Here is a 19,434-nt window from a genome sequence, read left to right as displayed (position 1 = left end):
AAACGAGGCACCGACCAGAAGGATGTCGCCGCCTTTTTCATTCATCAGAAAAAGGCGGTGATTTTGAGGATTTTACTTCGCAGGTACTGCCGGATCAGGCTTATGGCACCAGTTGTGCTGCTCGACAATTCCACCGTTTGGCGAGGTGTAGCCGATACAGCCGAGAATGCTGTCGTACAGCTTTTCATGGAAAGCCGGTTTCTTTTCAGCCGCCATTTTTTGCAGCTGTTCAAAACTCGCCTTGTTCTGATCGTTAGACAGGAATTTGTCTGACGCCCACACCATGATCGGGACAGTCCGTTGCTCAACCGGCGCATGGTCACGCGGCGTACCGTGGAAATGCATACTTTTGGAAATAGATTCGCCGTGATCGGAGGCGTAGAAAACAATCGCATTTTTATCGCGCAACTGATCAAACACCTGCGACAGGAAGTAGTCGGTGTACAGCAGCGTGTTGTCGTAGGCGTTGATCATTTCCTGCGTTGAACAGGAATCATCGATGCCCATGCATTCCGGCTGATATTTGGCAAATGAGCGCGGATAACGGTCTGAATACAAGTAATGCGAGCCTTTAGTATGCAGAATAATCAGGTGCTTGCCCTGCGGATGATTGGCCATCGAATCTTTCATTTCATCGACCAGCAACATGTCATCAACCGGCTTGCCGGCATTGCGTTTTTCAGAGGCGATGTTTTCACGTAACGAATAATCATCGGCGCGGGTTTTATTGTAGAACCAGGCTTCACTTTGCATGGAATACAACTCCGCGCTCCAGCCGTTGCTTTTCAGCACGGAGAAGACGTTCATCTCTTTTAACGTGCGCTGTGGCGCTTCGGAGGCTCCGCCTTCGCGCACAAACATGCAGCGCAGGGAAAGCTTAGTGGCGGTATCACAGGAATAGCCCTGAAGCGCGACCAGATTTTTCTCTTTATCGAGATTTGGCGTGTTGTCACGGTCGTAACCGTAAATACCCATATGATCGCGACGCGCACTTTCACCAATAATGAATACCACATACATATCTTTGGCATCCGCCGGTGCGGTATAGGTGAAATGTTTCGCCGGGTCATAAAGATTTTTGGTGTCTTCCGCCTGGCTGTAGCTGCTGTAAGAGTAAAGCCCCAGCGCGGACAGCCAGTTGGACGGAGAGTAAGTGCCCGCCACAACGCCGCCGTAACTCGCCATCATGCGGTTGTTCACTTTGTCATGGCTGTCCTGCACTTTCCCCATCAGGCGAAGCGGCATGTAGCAAAGCAAGCCAGAAAGCACCAGCAGGCCGGTTTTCACCGCCACTTTTTTGAAGGTGGTATGCCTGAACGCCGCGCCAGGCATTGTGCTGAACCACAGCAACAAAACCGGTAACAGGCTGACCAGCGCAGTCCAGGCGACAAAATGCGTGCCGATGGACTCTTTGGATAAATCAATGGAGTCAGAAGCCAGCGCCGCAGCCAAAATCCCGTAACCGATATCAACGTTGAACAGGATCATGTAATAGCTGGCTGCAGCCGAGGAAATCACAATAGCGGTCATCAGCACACGGAAAACCGTTTTGCCGGTATAGGAGAGCAGCATACAAAGGAAGTAAACCAGAGCAAAACACGCCACCATTTCGACCGTTATCGACAACAGGTTGTCATAATGCAGCTGCTGATAACGACGGAGGAAAATCGGAAGGTTTAACAAGATCCCAAGATAGAGTGCTATGAACAAAGAAATGCTTTGCAGCGAAAGTGTACGTATTTTATGCATTAGTAATAAATGGCTCTTTTGTGAGTCTGTTTAGGTCGTACTGACCGTTCGAACCGGAGGATAAAACCCACTCCTTAGGACTATTCAGACCCCGGGACGAGCATTTTTGTTCAACTGCAAACCCTTCTGCTAATGTGATAATGTAACTAAATTAACGAAAGCCTTACTTTTCAATAAGTAAAAATTGTTTTCACACTTACCTTTTCTGAACATTTTTGGAGCCGTTGAAGGATTATTAAGAAAGCCTGTGATCCGGATCAGATACTGGCCCGGGGAATGACAGCGTGAATCTCGTCTCACCTTGCGCAGAACTCGTGACCCCGACACTTCCCTGATGCAGCGCCATAATGGCCTGAACGATCGATAATCCGAGACCGCTGGAACTGCCGCCTTCGCTGCGCGATGCGTCAGCCCGGTAGAAGCGGTCGAACAGTTTGCCCAGTTTTTCAGGTGAAATAGGATTGCCCTGACTGGTTACATGGATCTCCATCCCTTTCGCCAGCGGCTGTGCGCTTATCGTGATGGTGCTGCCTTCGTGCCCATAGCGCACGGCGTTGGCGACCAGATTGCTTATCGCGCGCTGAAACAAAATGGCATCGGCGTACAAAATTCCCTGCCCTTCGCCGACCAGCACCATTTCCCGTTCTTCTGCCAGACCTTCGAAATATTCCTGAATACGGATAATTTCGGATGAAACATCAATACTGGTGATTGTTAAAACGGACCGCGCATCGGTTGCACGGGCAAGAAACAGGATGTTTTCCACCATGCGGGAAATACGTTCCAGCGCTTCCATGTTGTTCGCCAGCAGCGTTTCGTACTCTTCCACAGAGCGCGGCTGATAAAGCGCAACCTGACAATGCCCCATCAGCGCGCCCACCGGTGTACGGATTTCATGCGCCAGATCGGCTGAAAACTGCGTCAGACGCTGATAGCCTTCTGCCAGCCTTTCCAGCATGTCGTTGAAAGAATGGATAAGTTGCTGCAATTCCTGCGGCGCGTTTCCCGTGCTCAGCCGGGTAGACAGGCTGGAGGGATGAATTTTCGTGGCCTCCTGCGCCATGTTTCGCAAAGGTTTTAACCCTTTGCGGATCACGACATAGCCGAAGGCGGCGACCAGCAAATATGCAAACAGCACAGCGCCAATGATTTCCCAGCGGAATGTTTCCAGCAGGCGGGACTCTTCCGTCATGAAATGCGCACCGGTAATTTCGACCGTTCTGCCATCCTCGATCCGCACGTCTGCGCGGGCAAAGCGCACCGGCGTACCGTCCGGTGCATTCAGGTGATGCACGGTTTCCAGGGTCAGCGGCTGGCACTCAGGCACAGGCGCAACCGGCGGTAATATCAATTGCGAAGGGTTGACGTTAATCAGCGGCGGCTGGCCTTCGAGACGAAAAGTCAGAATATCGCGCTCGTTACCAAGCATGTTTTCAAATAAACCGGGATTCCGGCTCAGTTGCGACAAAGGGAATTCATTTGCCAGCAGATGACGGAAATATTGAACACGCCCGCTGACCTGATAATCCGCGCGGCGTTCCAGTTCTTTATCAATCGAATAATAAAGATAAAAACCGACGGCACTGACCACCAGCGAAGCAATCAGCGCGAACAACAATGTGGCCCGCAAGGTCAGCGACATCGCCCGTTTTGACGCCGACGGGCGGGCAGTTTCTTTCATCACGTTAGTCATTGCGCACTTCACACACGTAGCCAATTCCACGCACGGTATGGATCAGTTTCGCCTCAAAGGCGCGATCCACTTTGGCGCGCAGACGTTTAATCGCGACATCCACGACGTTGGTATCGCTGTCAAAATTCATGTCCCAAACCTGCGAGGCGATCATGGTGCGCGACAACACTTCGCCTTCACGACGCATCAGCAACTCCAGCAACATGAACTCTTTATTGGTCAGCGCGATGGTCTGATCCTGACGGGTTACACGGCGGCGCAGCACGTCCAGATTCAGGTCCGCGACAGAAAACGTATCCGGCTCGCGTGCCGCCGGACGGCGCAGTAAGGTGCGGATGCGCAGCACCAGTTCGGTGAAGGAAAACGGTTTGATCAGATAATCATCGGCGCCAAGTTCCAGCCCGTGAATGCGATCCTGCACTTCGTCACGCGCGGTCAGGAACAATACCGGCACATCACTTTTTTTACGCAGGACTTCCATCACCTGCCAGCCATCAAGGCCGGGCAGCATGACGTCGAGGATCACGGTGTCATAGCCCTCTTCCAGCGCCAGAAACAGGCCGTCGGCACCGTTACGCGCCAGATCTACGCTGTAACCCGCCTCCGTCAGCCCTTTCTTCAGGTAGTCGCCTGTGCTGACATCATCTTCTATCACCAGTATCCGCATTCAGGCCCTCGGCGCCTCAAGACCATTCTCCCAAAGAATGATTCAGAGGAAGTTTATCAGTTTCATCAGACACCTTTGATGACAATTTTGTCATCAATTTGTCATCAACCGATCCCGGTTTATCGTCCACTCTTAAAGAAGTTACACATCACTGGCATGTTCAGTGATTCATCTAACAGAATGAAATCACGCTAGAAAATGGAGAGTTGATAATGAACACACCTACACGCCTTGCAGGTTTATTACTGGGTTCCCTGCTGATGTGCAGCGGAATGACGTCGGCTTTTGCGGCCGATAACGTGATTAAGCCTACACGCGGAACCATTGATTCAGTTAATGATTCATCTGTGCAAATCACCACCCGTCAGGGTGAAAAGCTCGACGTGAAACTGACCGATCAGACCAAGATCAACGCGGTCACCAAAGGGCAGATCAGCGACATCAAACCCGACAGTTTCATCGGTACGGCAGCGGTTCCACAGTCTGACGGCACGCTGAAAGCGCTGGAAGTGCATGTCTTTGCGCCAAGTCTGCGCGGCAGCGGTGAAGGCTTCAACCCGTTTGAATCCGCTGACGGCAAAATCAACACCATGACCAACGGCACCGTCGGCAAACTGGTCAACAGCAATGGCCGCACGCTCACCGTGAAATATCACGATGCAGAAAAAACCGTTGTCGTACCTGACGATGTACCGGTCGTTCTGCTGGCACCGGGCGATCGCAGCCTGCTGAAGCCGGGCACTAAAATCGTGCTGTTCGCCATGAAAGATGACAAAGGCGCGTTGGTTGCCCGTGGAATTGCTGCCGGTAAAGATGGCATCGCGCCACCGATGTAATCAGTCAAATCATCAGGATATTTATCGTGAAACCTCAGCCCTCTTCAGTTCGAAAACGCAGGATCCATTCCTGGCCGGTGCGCATCAGCCACTGGATTAATCTTCTGGCAATGATCGGCATGGTGATGAGCGGCTGGGGGATTTATAACGCAGACCCCCTGTTCACCTTTACATTTCCGCAAAGCACCACGCTCGGCGGCTGGCTGGGCGGTAATATCGCCTGGCATCTCGCCGTGATGTGGTTGCTGGCGGCTAATGCCCTGTTTTATCTGCTGTGGGGCGTTTTCAGCGGCCATTTCAAACGGGACTTTTTCCCGTTTTCACCCCGCACCGTCTGGCGCGATACCGTTAGCGCCCTGACCTTTCATCTGCCTCATAAACTGGGCCAGTACAACGCCGTGCAAAAACTCATGTACAGCGGTGTTCTGGTGCTCGGCCTTCTGCTGGTGTTATCCGGTTTATCCATCTGGAAACCGGTGCAGTTCAGCGGGCTGGTGTGGCTGTTCGGCGGTTTCGATATTGCCCGCTATGTACACTTTTTTGCAATGAGTGGCGTGATGCTGTTTGTGGTCATTCATGTCCTGATGGTGCTGCTGGTGCCCAAAACATTTGTGGCGATGATTACCGGTGGCAAGGCAATGAATAAAGAGGAAAGTGCCGATGAGTGAAAAATCACAACGGCCAAAAATCATTGTGGAGCCCGATCAGCGTAAGCAACTGGTGAATATCCAGCGCCGTTTACTGCTGCGCTCCGGATTAACGCTGGGTGCCGTTTCTATGCTGACCGGCTGTAATTTGCAGGACGGCGACGAAGTCGACAAAGTCCTGTGGGCGATGTCGCGCTGGAATGACCGCGTTCAGGGCTGGTTATTCGGCGGGCAAAAACTGGCGCAAACTTACCGCGCCGATCAGATTACGACACCCTTCCGTTTCAACGCGTATTACCCCGAATATAATGTCCCGGAAATCGACATCCCGAATTACCGGCTGGAAGTGTCTGGACGGGTGCAAAAGAAAGCGTCCTGGACGCTGGAACAACTGCAACGTCTGCCGCAGGAAAGCCAGATCACCCGGCTGATTTGTATTGAAGGCTGGAGCGCCATCGGGCAGTGGAAAGGCGTGCCGCTCAAGACGTTTCTTCAGCACGTCGGGGCCGACCTGACGGCGAAATATGTCGGATTCAAATGCGATGACCGGTATTACTCGGGCATTGATATGGCGACCGCGCTGCATCCGCAAACCATTCTGGCACTGGATTTCGGCGGCAAGCCGCTACCTCCGGATTTAGGGTATCCGCTGCGCCTGAGAATGCCCACAAAGTTAGGTTTCAAAAACGCCAAACATATCGGCGCGATTTTCGTCACCAACACCAATCCGGGCGGCTACTGGGAAGATCAGGGGTATAACTGGTTTAGCGGAATTTGATTACTGCCGTTGATACATCGCTGAAATACAGACATAAAAAAACCGCTCTTTCGAGCGGTTTTTGTTTTCGCATGAGGGTAGCGGCAAGCGCTACACAGGGCGAAGAATTAGAAGCTGTAACCCACGCCTGCGATCCAGGTACCCACATCAACACTGCGGATGCGAGACTGTTCGTAGGAAACGTCCAGAGCAACGTTCTGGATTGGGTTGAACTGCAGACCAGCACCGTAAGAGAAACCATAATCGCTGGTGTCTGATTTTTCACGGTTAGCGGTAGAAGCCACGTTCTCGTTGTACTGGAATTTACCGTAGCCCAGACCGATTACGCCGTAAGCAGAAACCCAGTCGTTGATACGGTAAGCAGGACCTGCAGTGATGCCGTAGTATTGTGCTTTACGGTAATCACCGGAAGTTGGGTTGCTGTCATCCTGAATGTAGGTGAAAGAGCCGATAACGCCCAGTGGGTTGTTATCTTGCTCGTAACGGTACTTCAGGTTGAAGCCGTTTGCTTTGTTTACAACGCCTTGTGCGTCACCCTGTGCGTAGCCAGCAGAAACGGTGCTGGTACCAGCGAATGCGCTAGAGGAAACACCCAGTGCTACGACGCAAGCTAATGCGGAAAGACATGCAATTTTTTTCATAAACCACCTCAAAAAGAGAAACCAAAGTAACCTTCACGTTCGAAAATATACCAAAAACCAGTGTGAAACTCTGCCCCAATTAAGATGTCCAAAGCATCATATGGTGTAACAGGAAGTTTCCAGCACTTGATATCTCTTTCATTTTATTGGGATTTTAGTCACTAAAACTATAAGATAAACTTATTGAACTTTTTGGAATTAGCAGATAATTCCTAAATTTTTGGGCAAAAAAACGACAGTTTTCGGCAATTTTTTAAGAAATGGATTCTGAAAAAACATTTTTTTGAGGATTTTTTATCGTGTGATTTCCCACTACACTGACTGCTCTTTACCTTTCTTTTCAAAACTATAAATCTGAAGATTCTGGATTAATGGGATCACCTCAAAAGGCGCTATGGATGACACAGTCAGAACAAAATCAGCCGCAGAAAACGCAGATCGCTCTGCAAGGTGCGGCGCAAAATAATGGCCCGCCACTTCCTGCCTTACACCGGAAATCTTCTCCGCTGGTCGCCATCCTGTTATTACTCGTCGCGATGCTCTCATTACAGGGCGGCGCGTCACTGGCCAAAACGCTGTTCCCGATCGTCGGTCCGCAGGGTGTGACTGCACTGCGTCTGGGCATCGGCTCCATTTTGTTACTTCTCTATTTCCGACCGTGGCGGCTGAAAATGCGCGGCGGTAATTTCCGTTCGCTGCTGATGTACGGCCTGGCGCTCGGTTGCATGAATTACACCTTTTATCTGGCACTTCGCACAGTACCGCTGGGGATCGCCGTTGCGCTGGAATTCACCGGGCCGCTGGCCGTTGCGATGTTTTCCTCGCGCCGCCCTGTCGATTTCATCTGGGTTGTGCTGGCCGTCGTCGGTTTATTGTTCCTGCTGCCGCTCGGGCAAAGCGCGGGGGGCGTGGATCTTAAAGGTGCCTGTTTTGCGTTAATCGCGGGTGCGTGCTGGGCCGTGTATATACTTGCCGGTCAGAAAGCGGGCAGCAGCTATGGCCCCGGCACGGCGGCAATGGGTTCACTGATTGCCGCACTGATTTTCTTCCCGATTGGCGCGATTCAGGCGCATAGCTCTATTTTTAGCTGGGAAATTTTGCCGTTAGGCCTGCTGATCGCCCTGCTGACTTCCGCTATTCCGTATTCGCTGGAAATGATGGCGCTGACCAAACTCCCGGCGAAAACGTTCGGCACGCTGATGAGTATGGAACCCGCCATGGCGGCGCTTTCCGGGATTATTTTCCTGGGCGAGTTCCTGACGGCCTCGCAATGGCTGGGGCTGGCCGCGATTATTGCGGCGTCTGCCGGTTCTACGTTAACGCTGCAACGTAAAGCTAAAATAGAAACGGTCGATATTCCGGGCAATAATCCTTCCGGGAAGTAAATCCGTGCGGAATCTGCAGAAAAGCCACATCATCGCGCTGTGTTTTTTTTATTGACTATCAATACATTAGAAATTACTTTCGCATTTTTCACTTTATTTCATCTTTTCCTGCATCCAAAAGCAGGGGGTCATTCGTATGTATAGATGTGAGGCAAGACCTTACCTACTCAACTTACGAAGGACACCATCATGAAAACATTACTCCGTACCGCTATCTGCGCTTCTATCCTGCTGAGCACTGCGTCAATGGCTGCAATGATGTCTCAAGACACCACCATGGTCGGTGGCGCTGAAATGTATCCGTCTAAAAATATCGTAGAAAATGCCCTGAATTCGAAAGATCACACCACGCTGGTGGCCGCGGTTAAAGCTGCCGGTCTGGTGGATACCCTGCAAACCAAAGGTCCGTTTACCGTGTTCGCACCGACTAACGCCGCGTTTGCCAAATTGCCTGCCGGCACTGTGGAAAATCTGGTGAAACCGGAAAACAAAGCCACCCTGACCAGCATCCTCACGTATCACGTGGTTGCAGGTAAATATGAAATGAAAGATCTCGAAAAACTGCTGAAAAAAGGCAACGGCACCGCAGAACTGAAAACCGTGAACGGCGAACCCCTGTGGATCCTCAATAACGGCCCGCACAATATTCAGCTGAAAGATGGCAAAGGTAATATCGCCAATATCAGCACTTATGACGTGCAGCAGAAGAACGGTGTGATCGACGTCATTGATACTGTGCTGTTGCCTAAATAATACCGACTATACTGAGAGCTGGATTCCCTTATGAAACAGTATCTCAGAGCATCGGGACGGACGAATGCATGACAATTTAGTCAGTAAGCCAACACCAGAGAAAGCGCCTGAAGTACAGCGCGAATTAATGAGCGCCATGGCTGTTGGCGATCGTCAGGCATTTGAGCAGTTATACCGACTGACGTCCCCCCGGCTGTTCGCCGTTGCATTACGCATGTTGCGGCGACACGCCTGGGCAGAAGAAGTTTTGCACGACAGCTATATCACCGCGTGGAACCGCGCCGCGTCTTACAACCCGGCGCTGAGTTCCCCGATGACCTGGCTTACGCACATTGTCCGAAACCGCGCTATCGACTGGATGCGCGGGAGCGACAACCAATTGGATGAGCTGGATGACGATGTCATACACAGCGACGCCAGCGACGATGATGAACCCTTGCAACGGCTGCAACAGGACAGCGATGCCAAAATACTGGCGGCCTGCCTGGCGCACCTTCCCGCAGAACAACGACAGAGCCTGATCCTTGCCTATTATCAGGGGCTGTCTCACGGCGAGGTTTCCTCACATTTACAACAACCCCTGGGGACGATAAAAAGCTGGATCCGTCGCGCCCTGGATCACCTTAAGAGCTGCGTCGGACTATGAAAAGCAGAAGCCATTATCAGGCTGCCCTCGCAGCCGAATATGCACTCGGCACTTTGCGCGGCGCGGCGCGGATTCAGTTCGAGCGGAAAATGCAAAATGACACGGCTTTAGCGGCTGAAGTGGCCCGCTGGCAGGAGGCGTTCACCCAGCTCGATAATCAGATTATCCCGGTGATCCCACCCGCGTCGGTCTGGAAACGCATTCAGCACAATCTGGCCTTACAACCCGAGAAACGCCCTGCTCCGGCTAAAAGACCGGTGCGTGGTTACATCGGCTGGGCGCTGGCCGCGGGGCTGGCGGCATTATTACTGATCCCTCATCTTCTGGTGCAGCCAGCCGCACCGACGCCGGTCGCCATTCTGGGCAGCAGCGCCGGGCCGCAAAACGGGGAATGGGTTGTGAGCGTGGACATGAGTACGCGCAGTTTATTGCTGACACCGCTCAGCGCGCCTGAGCTGGCCGCAGACCGTAGCCTGGAACTGTGGGCCATTCCACCGGGTGGCAAACCGCGTTCACTTGGGTTACTCAATACCCAGCAAACGACACAATTGACGCTGGCCGCCAAAATGCCAGACCCCGGTTATACACTGGCAATCAGCCTCGAACCTCACGGCGGTTCTCCCACCGGACAACCCACCGGCGCGGTGCTTTACAGCGGAACACTGGCGCTGTAATTCTCGCCAAACGCCTGTCTGAAGCGGCAGATATTTTTCTGCCGTTTTTCATTATTCCGTTCAAAATAAATAATTACCCGATCTGACCATTATTTTTCACAACAGGACATGAATAACCGGAATATATATTCACATCGTCAGTTACATTCTAAAATATTTATCGTACTTAAATGAAAATAATTATCACTATTAATGATTAATATGGTAGTGAAGAAGAATGCTATTACGGATGAATCCTATCCACCTGATAAATCAATGTGATAGGTTAGAGATGAAGCAGCGACAGGCTTTATTAGCCACACACTATCAGAACGATAGGAATGACTGCCCTGCAAAATTGTGATTTATAGCTATACTGTATGCAGTTACGAAATACATTATTTAGTGTTTAATTTAATGAAACAAGGAGATATGAATATGAGTACCGCTAAACTGGTCAAAACGAAATCTTCTGAACTTATCTACACACGCAACGATTTAGATGAAAGCGTCAAACTCAGTACGATCAAAGTGCTTAACCGTCTGGTGACTGAATATATCGATCTTTCGCTGATCACCAAACAAGCACACTGGAACATGCGTGGCGCAAACTTCATCGCTGTCCATGAAATGCTCGACGGTTTCCGCACTGCGATTATCGATCACCAGGACACCATCGCGGAACGTGTTGTACAGTTAGGCGGCGTAGCGCTGGGTACCGTGCAGGTTGTTAATGATAAAACTCCGCTGAAAAGCTACCCGACCAATATCCACACCGTTCAGGAACACCTGAAAGCGCTGGCGGAACGTTATGCTGTTGTGGCTAACGATACACGCAAAGCCATCAGTGAAGTGGAAGATGAAGATACCGCAGATATCTTCACCGCGGCATCCCGCGATCTGGATAAATTCCTGTGGTTTATCGAGTCCAATATCGAGTAATCATTATCGGATGCAGCAGAATACAGGCTGCGAGAATCTGAGTAATTAATGCTTAAAAGCCGGTGACGAGAGTCGCTGGCTTTTTTTTGTTCAATAACAAACGCCTGCCCCTCCCTTTGTAAAAAATTTCACTTAAAACACCCCATTCCTGTAACTTTTAATCAGAGTTAAATAATGACGCCAATGAATAGTTACAAATTAAACTATATTTGCAACTTTCGTCTATGGAACCGGTTTCACTATCATATTGATTAATCAGATCTTTAATTTCATCCTAAGAGAAATCTTAAACCAATAGGCGTGGTGAATGATTTAATGCAAATTAATAGTTCAAAGCAATTTTACATAGTTGTGATGACCCTTGAAACTTGATGAAATATTTTTTCGCAACCTTTACATTTTTGTGAAAAAGCTACACCACGCTAACTCATTAAAAAATGGAAGATAGTTATCAGGGAAGGTACCCGGCATTAACCCCCCGACACGAAACTTACGGAAAAGTGACTCCCCCCTGCGGCAGCATCACTGAAGTGTAATGCACTGCTGTTTCTCACCATCCGCCCAGCATTTAAGCGCATTGGCTGCTGTAAGCCAGGGGCGGTAGCGTGGAAAAACGTAAATACTGGAATAATCTGATGGCACGTAGTGGCTTGGAAGTACAAAAAGCGGCCGTTAAAGCGCTTTTTCTGCGGGAGATTAAAACCCGTTTTGGTAAATACCGGCTTGGATACTTGTGGGCAGCCTTAGAGCCGTCTGCGCATGTTTTGGTTATGCTTGCTATTTTTGGTTATATTATGCACCGAACAATGCCTGATATTTCATTTCCTGTGTTTCTCATTAATGGGATAATTCCATTTTTCATTTTTAGTAGTATAAGTAACAGATCTATTGGCGCTATTGAAGCAAATCAGGGACTATTTAATTACCGTCCTGTTAAACCAATTGATACAATCATTGCCCGAGCAATACTAGAGAGTATTATTTATGCGTTTGTTTATGCATTATTAATGAGTGCCGTAGGGTTAATGGGTGAGCATTTCAAAATAAACCAATTAATAACACTTGTGTGCGTATGGATTTTATTAGTCATTTTTTCATGCGGCATAGGTTTAATATTTATGGTAATTGGAAAAACCTTCCCTGAGACTGAAAAATTTTTACCCATTATAATCAAACCATTATATTTTATTTCTTGCATTATGTTTCCTCTTCATAATGTCCCAAAGGACTATTGGCATTATTTATTATGGAATCCCCTCGTCCATGTAGTCGAACTATGCCGTAGCTCAGTTTTTCCTGGCTATGTGAGTGAAGGTGTTAGCCTAAGCTATCTAGCATTTTGCAGCTTAATAACATTATTCATTGGTCTTGCAGTATATAGAACTCGTGAAAAGGCGATGTTGACATCATGATAAAAATTGAAGATCTGACAAAATCATATAAAACTCCTAAGGGGCGACATTATGTATTTAAAAATTTTAATGTTGAGCTGCCAGAGAATAAAAGTGTAGCTCTGATTGGCCGTAACGGTGCAGGAAAATCGACCCTCCTAAGAGTCATTGGTGGTATTGACCGACCAGATTCTGGAAAAGTTATCACACATAAAACTATATCCTGGCCAGTGGGGCTTTCAGGAGGATTCCAAGGAAGCCTGACAGGAAGAGAGAATGTAAAATTCGTTGCCAGATTATTTTCAAAACCAAATGAATTGCGTGACAAAGTAAGTTTTGTTGAAGATTTTGCAGAATTAGGAAAATACTTCGATATGCCAATAAAAACTTATTCATCAGGCATGAAATCACGATTAGGTTTTGGTCTAAGTATGGCATTTCCCTTCGACTATTACTTAGTTGATGAAGTAACAGCTGTCGGCGACGCAAGATTTAAATATAAATGCGCTGATTTATTTAAATCTCGTCACAAAGAGTCTAGTTTTCTTATGGTCTCCCACAGTCTGGGTTCTTTGAAAGAATTTTGCGATGTTGCACTTTTTATTGGGCGAGACAATAAAATACAGTTTTTCGACTCAATTGATGACGCTATAGCAACATATAAAGAAGACGAGAACCTTTGAAAATATAGTGAATGATTTGGATATTAATTTATGCTGACAATAATTATCCCGATAGATCTTCACTACAGAGCTAGTGATATTATAAAAAAATGTAAATTACTTTTTATCAATTCTGAAGGAAAAAACATTAATTTTGTTTTTGGCCATAATAATAGAAATACTAAGGCAGATAAAACATTTATAAAACTATTTAAAAACGTCTCGAATTCAAAATTAATTTCTTCGCAATTTTACTCCGGTGACGTCAACTCCTCATTACTAAGAAATCGTGCAGCTGAAGTAGTTGATACGGAGTATATTTGTCTACTGGATGTAGATATATGGTTTGATTTTTCTATTTTAGAAAAATACCATAATAGACTAGTCAATAATTGTGAGCCTTTCTATATCATCCCATGTCTTTATCTTACTAAACTTGGCTCAGATTTATTAACAAAGGAGAAGATATCCAGCAGTAAATTAATAGAAAGATACTTTTCCTACAGTAGAAAAGAGTTTCTTCATTTAGCTAGTCCATCTTCTATAACCTTAATGAGTATAAATGATTATAATTCATTAGGCGGTTTTGATGAAAAATACTCGGGTCATGGATATGAAGATTTTGACTTTTTGATACGTTTATTAAAATTGTACAATAAACTTGAAGATAAGAATGATTTTCTTTCTAATAATCAAGCTCGGTCTCCATTATTTGCCACCGGATTTCGCCGATATATTGGGGAATTTTGTCTAAAAATACTATTAGAAAAAGATATTGCACTTCATTTACATCATAAGAAGCCAACAATACTAAACTATACTAATGCACGAAAGTTAAACTATGATTTGTTCAGCAACAAACATTCTTCTCATTGCACAGATAAAGTAGATTATGATACTTCACTTATAACAACATTTATAAAGATATGTAATGAAAAAAGTTATGATCTAATTGATTATTCTATTTTATTTGATAATAAACCGGGTCATATTGACAGATTTGATACATTAAAAAGACGCATAAGGTTTCTCATAAATGGCTAATAGCACATACAAAAAAATATCTAAATTATTCCGTGACCCGAATATGTTCTTCTATGACATGTTCCGTAAAAGAGCATTCAAAGATGCTCCTCCGAAAACAAAAAAAATAACTTCGCAAAACAACGTATCAACCTTTCCAACTATCAATGCCTTAGAAGTGCAAAATCTAGGACTTGTGAACTACCTAAGGAAAAATCTTAAAGCAGGATTAGGTCCTAAAGATGGTTCCGACTGTAATAGCCTTTTGCTGTGGTCTGGTTATTTAGGTGCTTTGGTAAATTTTATTAGTGGATTAAAATCCGCGATGACTATGAATATTACTATTTATACGCTCGGGGGAGGATTCAGCTACACATCTAAAAACAGTGAGGTATTTGATAGTAACCAGATCTCTAAGAATCTAAATTCAAAACCGGATTTCGTTGTTGAGTTAAGTAATGATCTGGGTGACCTTTATATCCTTCACTTCTATCTTTTTGACTTGGATGTTACAGGACTTGCAACTGTACGCTCAAACAAATCTTGGGTCAGAAAATTTCCATTAGAAGAATTAGAAAACATATACTCACCTGAAAAAAATACAAAAGAAAGAAAAATTGATGCTGTATATACATGGGTAAATCACACAGATTTAGCTTGGCAAGAACAATGGAAGAATTCATTTCCTGATAGCGATTTTGATCCTGACAGATACACGAGTAATGATGAATTAAAATACTCTTTAAGATCATTAAATAAATATGCCCCTTGGTTGAATAATATTTATATAGTATCAAATTGTTCAAAACCAAGTTGGCTAACCAATCATCATAAAATTATTTGGGTTGACCATAATGAAATTTTCCCGGATAGTAAATCTTTACCAACATTCAACTCACACGCCATAGAAAGTTGCTTACATCATATAAAAGAATTATCTGAATATTTTATCTATTTGAATGATGACTTTATTTTAGGTCAACCCTGCTTGCCTTCAGACTTCTTTGACGAGGCAGGTAGATCCCTGGCCTATTTTGAACCATATGGCATGGTATATTCATCTATCGACAAAGAAGGTGTTCCAGATTATCTTTTAGCTGCTATGAACTCCAACAAGCTAATAAAAGAACAGCATCCTGAGTATGATTCTAAATATCTCCATCGTCATGTTCCATATGCTTTAAAAAAATCAGTACTTATGGAAATAGAGCGGACCTATCCTGAATCATTTTCTGTAACAAGAAATTCCAAACTTAGATCTCATCTCGATATAAATCTGACTTCATTTTTATATCATCATTATTCGTACATTAATGGTTCTAGTGTTAAGTCAGAATTATCAAGCTTAATAGTGCGCCCCAACAACATTAATTCAATACTATCGAAGGATTCTTATAAATATAAAATATTGTGTTTTAATGATGGAAACGGTAGTGCCGATGACATGACATATAAGAAAAATACTCAGCAATATCTTAATAAAAGATTATCTGAAAAAGCACCGTGGGAAATTACTGTAGCATGATAATTATTTGAATCCTAAAAATTGGAGAGAGACCTCTCCAATTTTTTTAATACTATAAACCGAAATGTTCCCTGATGGCATCTTTAACTTCAGATATGTTAACCGTCCAATCTTTTTGGGTTCGGTGCGTATTATCAGGCATTATATCCGGCGCACCAAAAACATATGCCAGTTGGTCTGGAACTTGGCAAATTAATGAGTCTGCAACTACTACCCAACCAATAGAAGATATAATTAGCACTTTACACTCTTCATTTGAAAAAAGTGTATTGTGCATTGCTGAGCCACCAGAACCTGCGATGAATTTTGCTTCTGAAAAAAGTTTTACTTGATCATAAATACTTAATTCTTGTGGATGAATAATCTCGAATCCTAAGGAATAAAACAAATCTTCCACAAGTTTTTCATTCAATAGTTTCCGTCCATTAACTTTTGACCTGGAGATATATATTCTCTCATAAGGAATCATTCTAGACTTATAAGAAAGATTGTTTTTTACACGATCAAAGATGTTGCGAGCTAACGGATTTATAAAACGACGCCGTTGTATTATTTTACTTGGTAAAAAAACAGTTGGGCTATACGTTGGGCCTACTATTCTTTCTATTCTTTCAGGCTTAACTCCTAGGGCATCAAACATTGCCAAATAACCAGGAGATAACTTTATAGACGTTGCGATTTTCATGCCTTTATTTGTAATAAGATCTTGAGCCCAGAGATTTGGAATTACTTCAAGTAAAACATGGCCATAAACATCAGGATGATCAGTGTCAGCGTGATATAACGGATAGTCAACTTTAACGATGTCTTTATCTTTCAAATGAAATTTACTTTCATAACTTCCATCTTTATTTAAAGCCAATCCGCCATGGTGATGTAATCTGTTACGCATGAAAGTATAGGGGAGAATAGAACTATCACTGCTATTTAATACTATGTGATTTGGTAAGATAACAATATTGTTTATTTTTTCCACAGTGAGTTCGGAATAAACAATATCACCAACAGGATATGCTGTATCGGCCAAAGGAAAAGCAATGCTGCCATATTTTTTCGGCGGAACAAATTTTGAAATTTCCGCAGATTCTATTTTAACCACCGATGTTGATTCAATAGTGTAATCACTAAAAAGTAGCTTTGAATAATTTTCTTCTAAATGCATGAAGACTCCAAAAAATTATAAGTTTGTTCTTATAGAAAATGTGTATGTTTATAATCAACTATATTTTTCTATAAATAACTGTATATCTTTCATCATATAGGGAAGTGCTTCATCTATCTTTTCATCTTCCCAATCCCACCATTCAATCAACATGAGTTGATTCACTACTTCCTCATTAAACCGATACCTAATAATCTTTGCAGGGGTTCCTCCCACCATACCGTAGTCAGGTATATTCTTTGTAACAACACTATTGGCAGCAATAACAACACCATTTCCAATAGTCACTCCTGACATTATCTTTACAGAATGACCAATCCAAACATCGTTCCCTATAGTAACGTCACCATTGCTATAATGATCATTTAGATTTAAAGACTTCATTGAAGGCCAGAATTTTTTTAAGGTTGCAAAAGGATATGTCGTAACCAAATCTACTTTATGATTTGCCAAAATAATAATAACATCATCTGCAATTGAGCAGAATTTTCCAATTGTTAAACTTGCATATTTAGCTTCAAGTATTTTCGGATTACCATATGTATGGTCGCCGATTTTCCAGTTTAATTTTTTTATTTGCTCTTTAAGGAGATTTTTAGTTAAATTTTTATGCCTCGGTCTTTTCTCCCAATCATAGGAAATTTCTTCTAATTTGTGGGTTATGTTCAAATGTGGTTTAATAAGAAAACTGCCACACATGATCAGTCGATTTTGTTCTAAAGATATCCTGTCAAACAACGTACTCACATCTCCCGATTTATTTAGAAAAGCGATAACCCCTTCAATAATTGTCCAACTTGCTTCATTATAATGACTGTAGCCATATATCGAGCCATCTTTATTAAGTTTAATTGGTTCATGGAGATAGGACCCATCCAGTCGGGAGAATTTGAAATACTTATCGCATAGGGACTCTGGATTTAAGTCTGTACAATTTGAAAAGTTAATCATTAATATCCTCAGATAATGTACTTATAAAAAGGAGCAGTCGTTAATCAAGTACTTTTACTAAACCATTTATATAAATAAATCTATCCGCATTAACTGTTTTTCTTGTCAATCTAACATTTGTGTAATACACCGCATTAATCTGTGTATTTTGCAGCAAGTATAGACGGAATTGTTTGAACAGTTTCATATCCGGGGTAAATCCGGATCGCCAGAACTGATTCAGATGTCCCTGATAGGTAATGCCTTTAATGTCATACAGCGCATTGCCCATGACCTTCAGCGGCTTGTTATGGATAAGCGCGGAGATCCCGGCCGTGCTGTTAATGGTCACCACCGCTTTAGAGTGCGTCAGCAATTCAGGCATCGGCAGGTCATGCACGTAAATGACACGGCTGGTGATGCCGTATTTTTTGCCCAACTGGCGTATCAGCGGCCCGTATAAACGATGACCGCGATCCATCGGGTGATGCTTAATCACCAGGAATTCTGATGGCGGCGCTTTTTTAGCAAAGGAATGCATCACTTCGTTCACGTAATCACGAACGTCATTATACGGGCTGTGATTACGGATCTGGCTGTCGTTATAGACCTGCAAAATCGCCAGGTAGTAACGTTGATCCAGCGTGGTTTGCAGCTGCTGTAACACATTACGCTGGTTGAAAGCGTAGAGTTTTTTACGCCATGCCGCACGTATCCAGCAACGGGCTTCGTACCACGGTGAGAAGGATTTGTGGTGGCGATATTTCGGGAATTCATGCCGGTGACGCCAGCCTGCCAGGTAATACGTCATCGCATGCCGGACGCGCGAACAGCCTGAAGGCTTAAGCTGTTCAATCTCCGGCATCGTCATTTTTGGCAGGCTGCGGTAGAACTCCGCATCGCGTGGCAGGTTGGAATACGCGTTTACGCCATCCTGTTCAAGGGTGATGTAATGAGGACGCAGGTAACCCTCCTCGAAGGCGAGGAATCTCACGCCCTTGGCCTGCGCCCAGCGTTTTGCCGCCTGATGCAACGGACGACAATCTCCGAAACACACGATGGTGTCGAAGTCGTATTCCTGCCAGGTCTCTTTCAGCCAGGTCGGAAATTCCTGAGGCGTCTGCTGGTACAAACGGTATTCACGCTTACGCGAATACAATCTGTCGCCGCCGTTGAAAACGACGTTCACCGCTTCACGCCCCAGTGACTCCAGCCACTGTGCTAAATCACTGAAGAAAGGTCCCATCGGCCCCTGCAACAGCAGATATTTTTTACCAGAAAGTAATGTCGTAAGCGCCTTACTGTCCATTTCTGTCCGTGTCCATTCATGCAAAAAAGTTTTAAGTAAGAG

General features: G+C 45.1%; 19 protein-coding genes. 12 read left to right on the top strand and 7 right to left on the bottom strand.

From position 1 onward, the window contains the following. Positions 1 to 72: 72 nt before the first annotated feature. The 3 genes from eptB to ACM5QY_RS11775 form a co-directional block, all read right to left on the bottom strand. Entirely contained in the window at positions 73 to 1,749 is a 1,677-nt protein-coding gene (gene eptB, locus ACM5QY_RS11785) for a kdo(2)-lipid A phosphoethanolamine 7''-transferase (RefSeq protein WP_416120784.1), read from the bottom strand. Positions 1,750 to 1,984: 235 nt separating this feature from the next. Then, positions 1,985 to 3,442: a heavy metal sensor histidine kinase gene (locus tag ACM5QY_RS11780; protein WP_416120783.1), complete on the bottom strand. Its 1,458-nt coding sequence runs from the start codon at positions 3,440 to 3,442 to the stop codon at positions 1,985 to 1,987. After that, entirely contained in the window at positions 3,435 to 4,109 is a 675-nt protein-coding gene (locus ACM5QY_RS11775; protein ID WP_416120782.1) for a heavy metal response regulator transcription factor, read from the bottom strand. Before ACM5QY_RS11775 ends, ACM5QY_RS11780 begins: the two co-directional genes overlap by 8 nt. A 212-nt stretch (positions 4,110 to 4,321) precedes the next feature. Between ACM5QY_RS11775 and ACM5QY_RS11770 the strand changes: the two genes are divergently transcribed. From ACM5QY_RS11770 to ACM5QY_RS11760, 3 genes are read left to right on the top strand one after another with little or no spacing between them, the layout of a single operon-like run. After that, entirely contained in the window at positions 4,322 to 4,945 is a 624-nt protein-coding gene (locus ACM5QY_RS11770; RefSeq protein ID WP_416120781.1) for a hypothetical protein, read from the top strand. Between the two features lie 26 nt (positions 4,946 to 4,971). Next, positions 4,972 to 5,613 carry a cytochrome b/b6 domain-containing protein gene (locus ACM5QY_RS11765; protein WP_416120780.1) on the top strand — a complete coding sequence of 214 codons (642 nt, stop codon included), beginning with the start codon at positions 4,972 to 4,974 and terminating at the stop codon, positions 5,611 to 5,613. Further along, the gene (locus ACM5QY_RS11760; protein ID WP_416120779.1) at positions 5,606 to 6,370 is read left to right on the top strand and encodes a molybdopterin-dependent oxidoreductase; all 765 of its coding nucleotides are present in this window, start codon (positions 5,606 to 5,608) and stop codon (positions 6,368 to 6,370) included. The genes ACM5QY_RS11765 and ACM5QY_RS11760 overlap by 8 nt, the downstream gene beginning before the upstream one ends. A gap of 107 nt (positions 6,371 to 6,477) precedes the next feature. Here ACM5QY_RS11760 and ompX read toward each other — a convergent pair whose 3' ends face one another. Beyond that, complete coding sequence (gene ompX / locus ACM5QY_RS11755) at positions 6,478 to 7,011, bottom strand: outer membrane protein OmpX (protein WP_195812882.1); 534 nt, start codon at positions 7,009 to 7,011, stop codon at positions 6,478 to 6,480. Positions 7,012 to 7,409: 398 nt separating this feature from the next. Here ompX and rhtA point away from each other — a divergent pair, with 398 nt between their 5' ends. The 9 genes from rhtA to ACM5QY_RS11710 all read left to right on the top strand — a co-directional run bounded on the left by rhtA (position 7,410) and on the right by ACM5QY_RS11710 (position 15,991). Beyond that, entirely contained in the window at positions 7,410 to 8,396 is a 987-nt protein-coding gene (gene rhtA / locus ACM5QY_RS11750; RefSeq protein WP_416120778.1) for a threonine/homoserine exporter RhtA, read from the top strand. Between the two features lie 189 nt (positions 8,397 to 8,585). Then, on the top strand, positions 8,586 to 9,149 hold the full coding sequence (locus tag ACM5QY_RS11745; protein WP_104921370.1) for a fasciclin domain-containing protein: 564 nt from the start codon (positions 8,586 to 8,588) through the stop codon (positions 9,147 to 9,149). A gap of 64 nt (positions 9,150 to 9,213) precedes the next feature. Beyond that, a complete protein-coding gene (locus tag ACM5QY_RS11740) occupies positions 9,214 to 9,795 on the top strand; it encodes a sigma-70 family RNA polymerase sigma factor (protein WP_416120777.1) in 582 nt (193 codons plus the stop codon). Next, positions 9,792 to 10,469 carry an anti-sigma factor gene (locus ACM5QY_RS11735; RefSeq protein WP_416120776.1) on the top strand — a complete coding sequence of 226 codons (678 nt, stop codon included), beginning with the start codon at positions 9,792 to 9,794 and terminating at the stop codon, positions 10,467 to 10,469. The genes ACM5QY_RS11740 and ACM5QY_RS11735 overlap by 4 nt, the downstream gene beginning before the upstream one ends. Before the next feature lie 417 nt (positions 10,470 to 10,886). Further along, entirely contained in the window at positions 10,887 to 11,390 is a 504-nt protein-coding gene (dps, locus tag ACM5QY_RS11730; protein WP_416120775.1) for a DNA starvation/stationary phase protection protein Dps, read from the top strand. A gap of 635 nt (positions 11,391 to 12,025) precedes the next feature. After that, positions 12,026 to 12,802 carry an ABC transporter permease gene (locus ACM5QY_RS11725; RefSeq protein WP_416122870.1) on the top strand — a complete coding sequence of 259 codons (777 nt, stop codon included), beginning with the start codon at positions 12,026 to 12,028 and terminating at the stop codon, positions 12,800 to 12,802. Then, positions 12,799 to 13,464, top strand: coding sequence for an ABC transporter ATP-binding protein (locus ACM5QY_RS11720; protein WP_416120774.1), 666 nt, complete (start codon positions 12,799 to 12,801; stop codon positions 13,462 to 13,464). Before ACM5QY_RS11725 ends, ACM5QY_RS11720 begins: the two co-directional genes overlap by 4 nt. 30 nt (positions 13,465 to 13,494) lie before the next feature. After that, complete coding sequence (locus tag ACM5QY_RS11715; RefSeq protein WP_416120773.1) at positions 13,495 to 14,487, top strand: galactosyltransferase-related protein; 993 nt, start codon at positions 13,495 to 13,497, stop codon at positions 14,485 to 14,487. Beyond that, a complete protein-coding gene (locus ACM5QY_RS11710; RefSeq protein ID WP_416120772.1) occupies positions 14,480 to 15,991 on the top strand; it encodes a stealth conserved region 3 domain-containing protein in 1,512 nt (503 codons plus the stop codon). Before ACM5QY_RS11715 ends, ACM5QY_RS11710 begins: the two co-directional genes overlap by 8 nt. Before the next feature lie 52 nt (positions 15,992 to 16,043). Here the strand turns inward: ACM5QY_RS11710 and ACM5QY_RS11705 are convergent, their stop codons facing one another. Genes ACM5QY_RS11705 through ACM5QY_RS11695 form a run of 3 tightly spaced genes read right to left on the bottom strand, consistent with a single transcriptional unit; the run spans position 16,044 to position 19,392 of the window. Then, the gene (locus tag ACM5QY_RS11705; RefSeq protein ID WP_416120771.1) at positions 16,044 to 17,153 is read right to left on the bottom strand and encodes a glycosyltransferase family 61 protein; all 1,110 of its coding nucleotides are present in this window, start codon (positions 17,151 to 17,153) and stop codon (positions 16,044 to 16,046) included. Positions 17,154 to 17,207: 54 nt separating this feature from the next. Beyond that, positions 17,208 to 18,104, bottom strand: a complete 897-nt coding sequence (locus ACM5QY_RS11700; protein ID WP_416120770.1) for a CatB-related O-acetyltransferase — start codon at positions 18,102 to 18,104, stop codon at positions 17,208 to 17,210. Positions 18,105 to 18,144: 40 nt separating this feature from the next. Continuing rightward, positions 18,145 to 19,392 (bottom strand): capsule biosynthesis protein, encoded by a 1,248-nt coding sequence (locus ACM5QY_RS11695; RefSeq protein ID WP_416120769.1) that lies wholly within the window; start codon positions 19,390 to 19,392, stop codon positions 18,145 to 18,147. Between the last annotated feature and the right edge of the window lie 42 nt (positions 19,393 to 19,434).

Origin of the sequence: Rahnella sp. PCH160 (genome assembly GCF_047784855.1) — a bacterium.
Lineage (GTDB): Bacteria > Pseudomonadota > Gammaproteobacteria > Enterobacterales > Enterobacteriaceae > Rahnella.
This window is presented reverse-complemented; position numbering and strand designations above follow the sequence as displayed.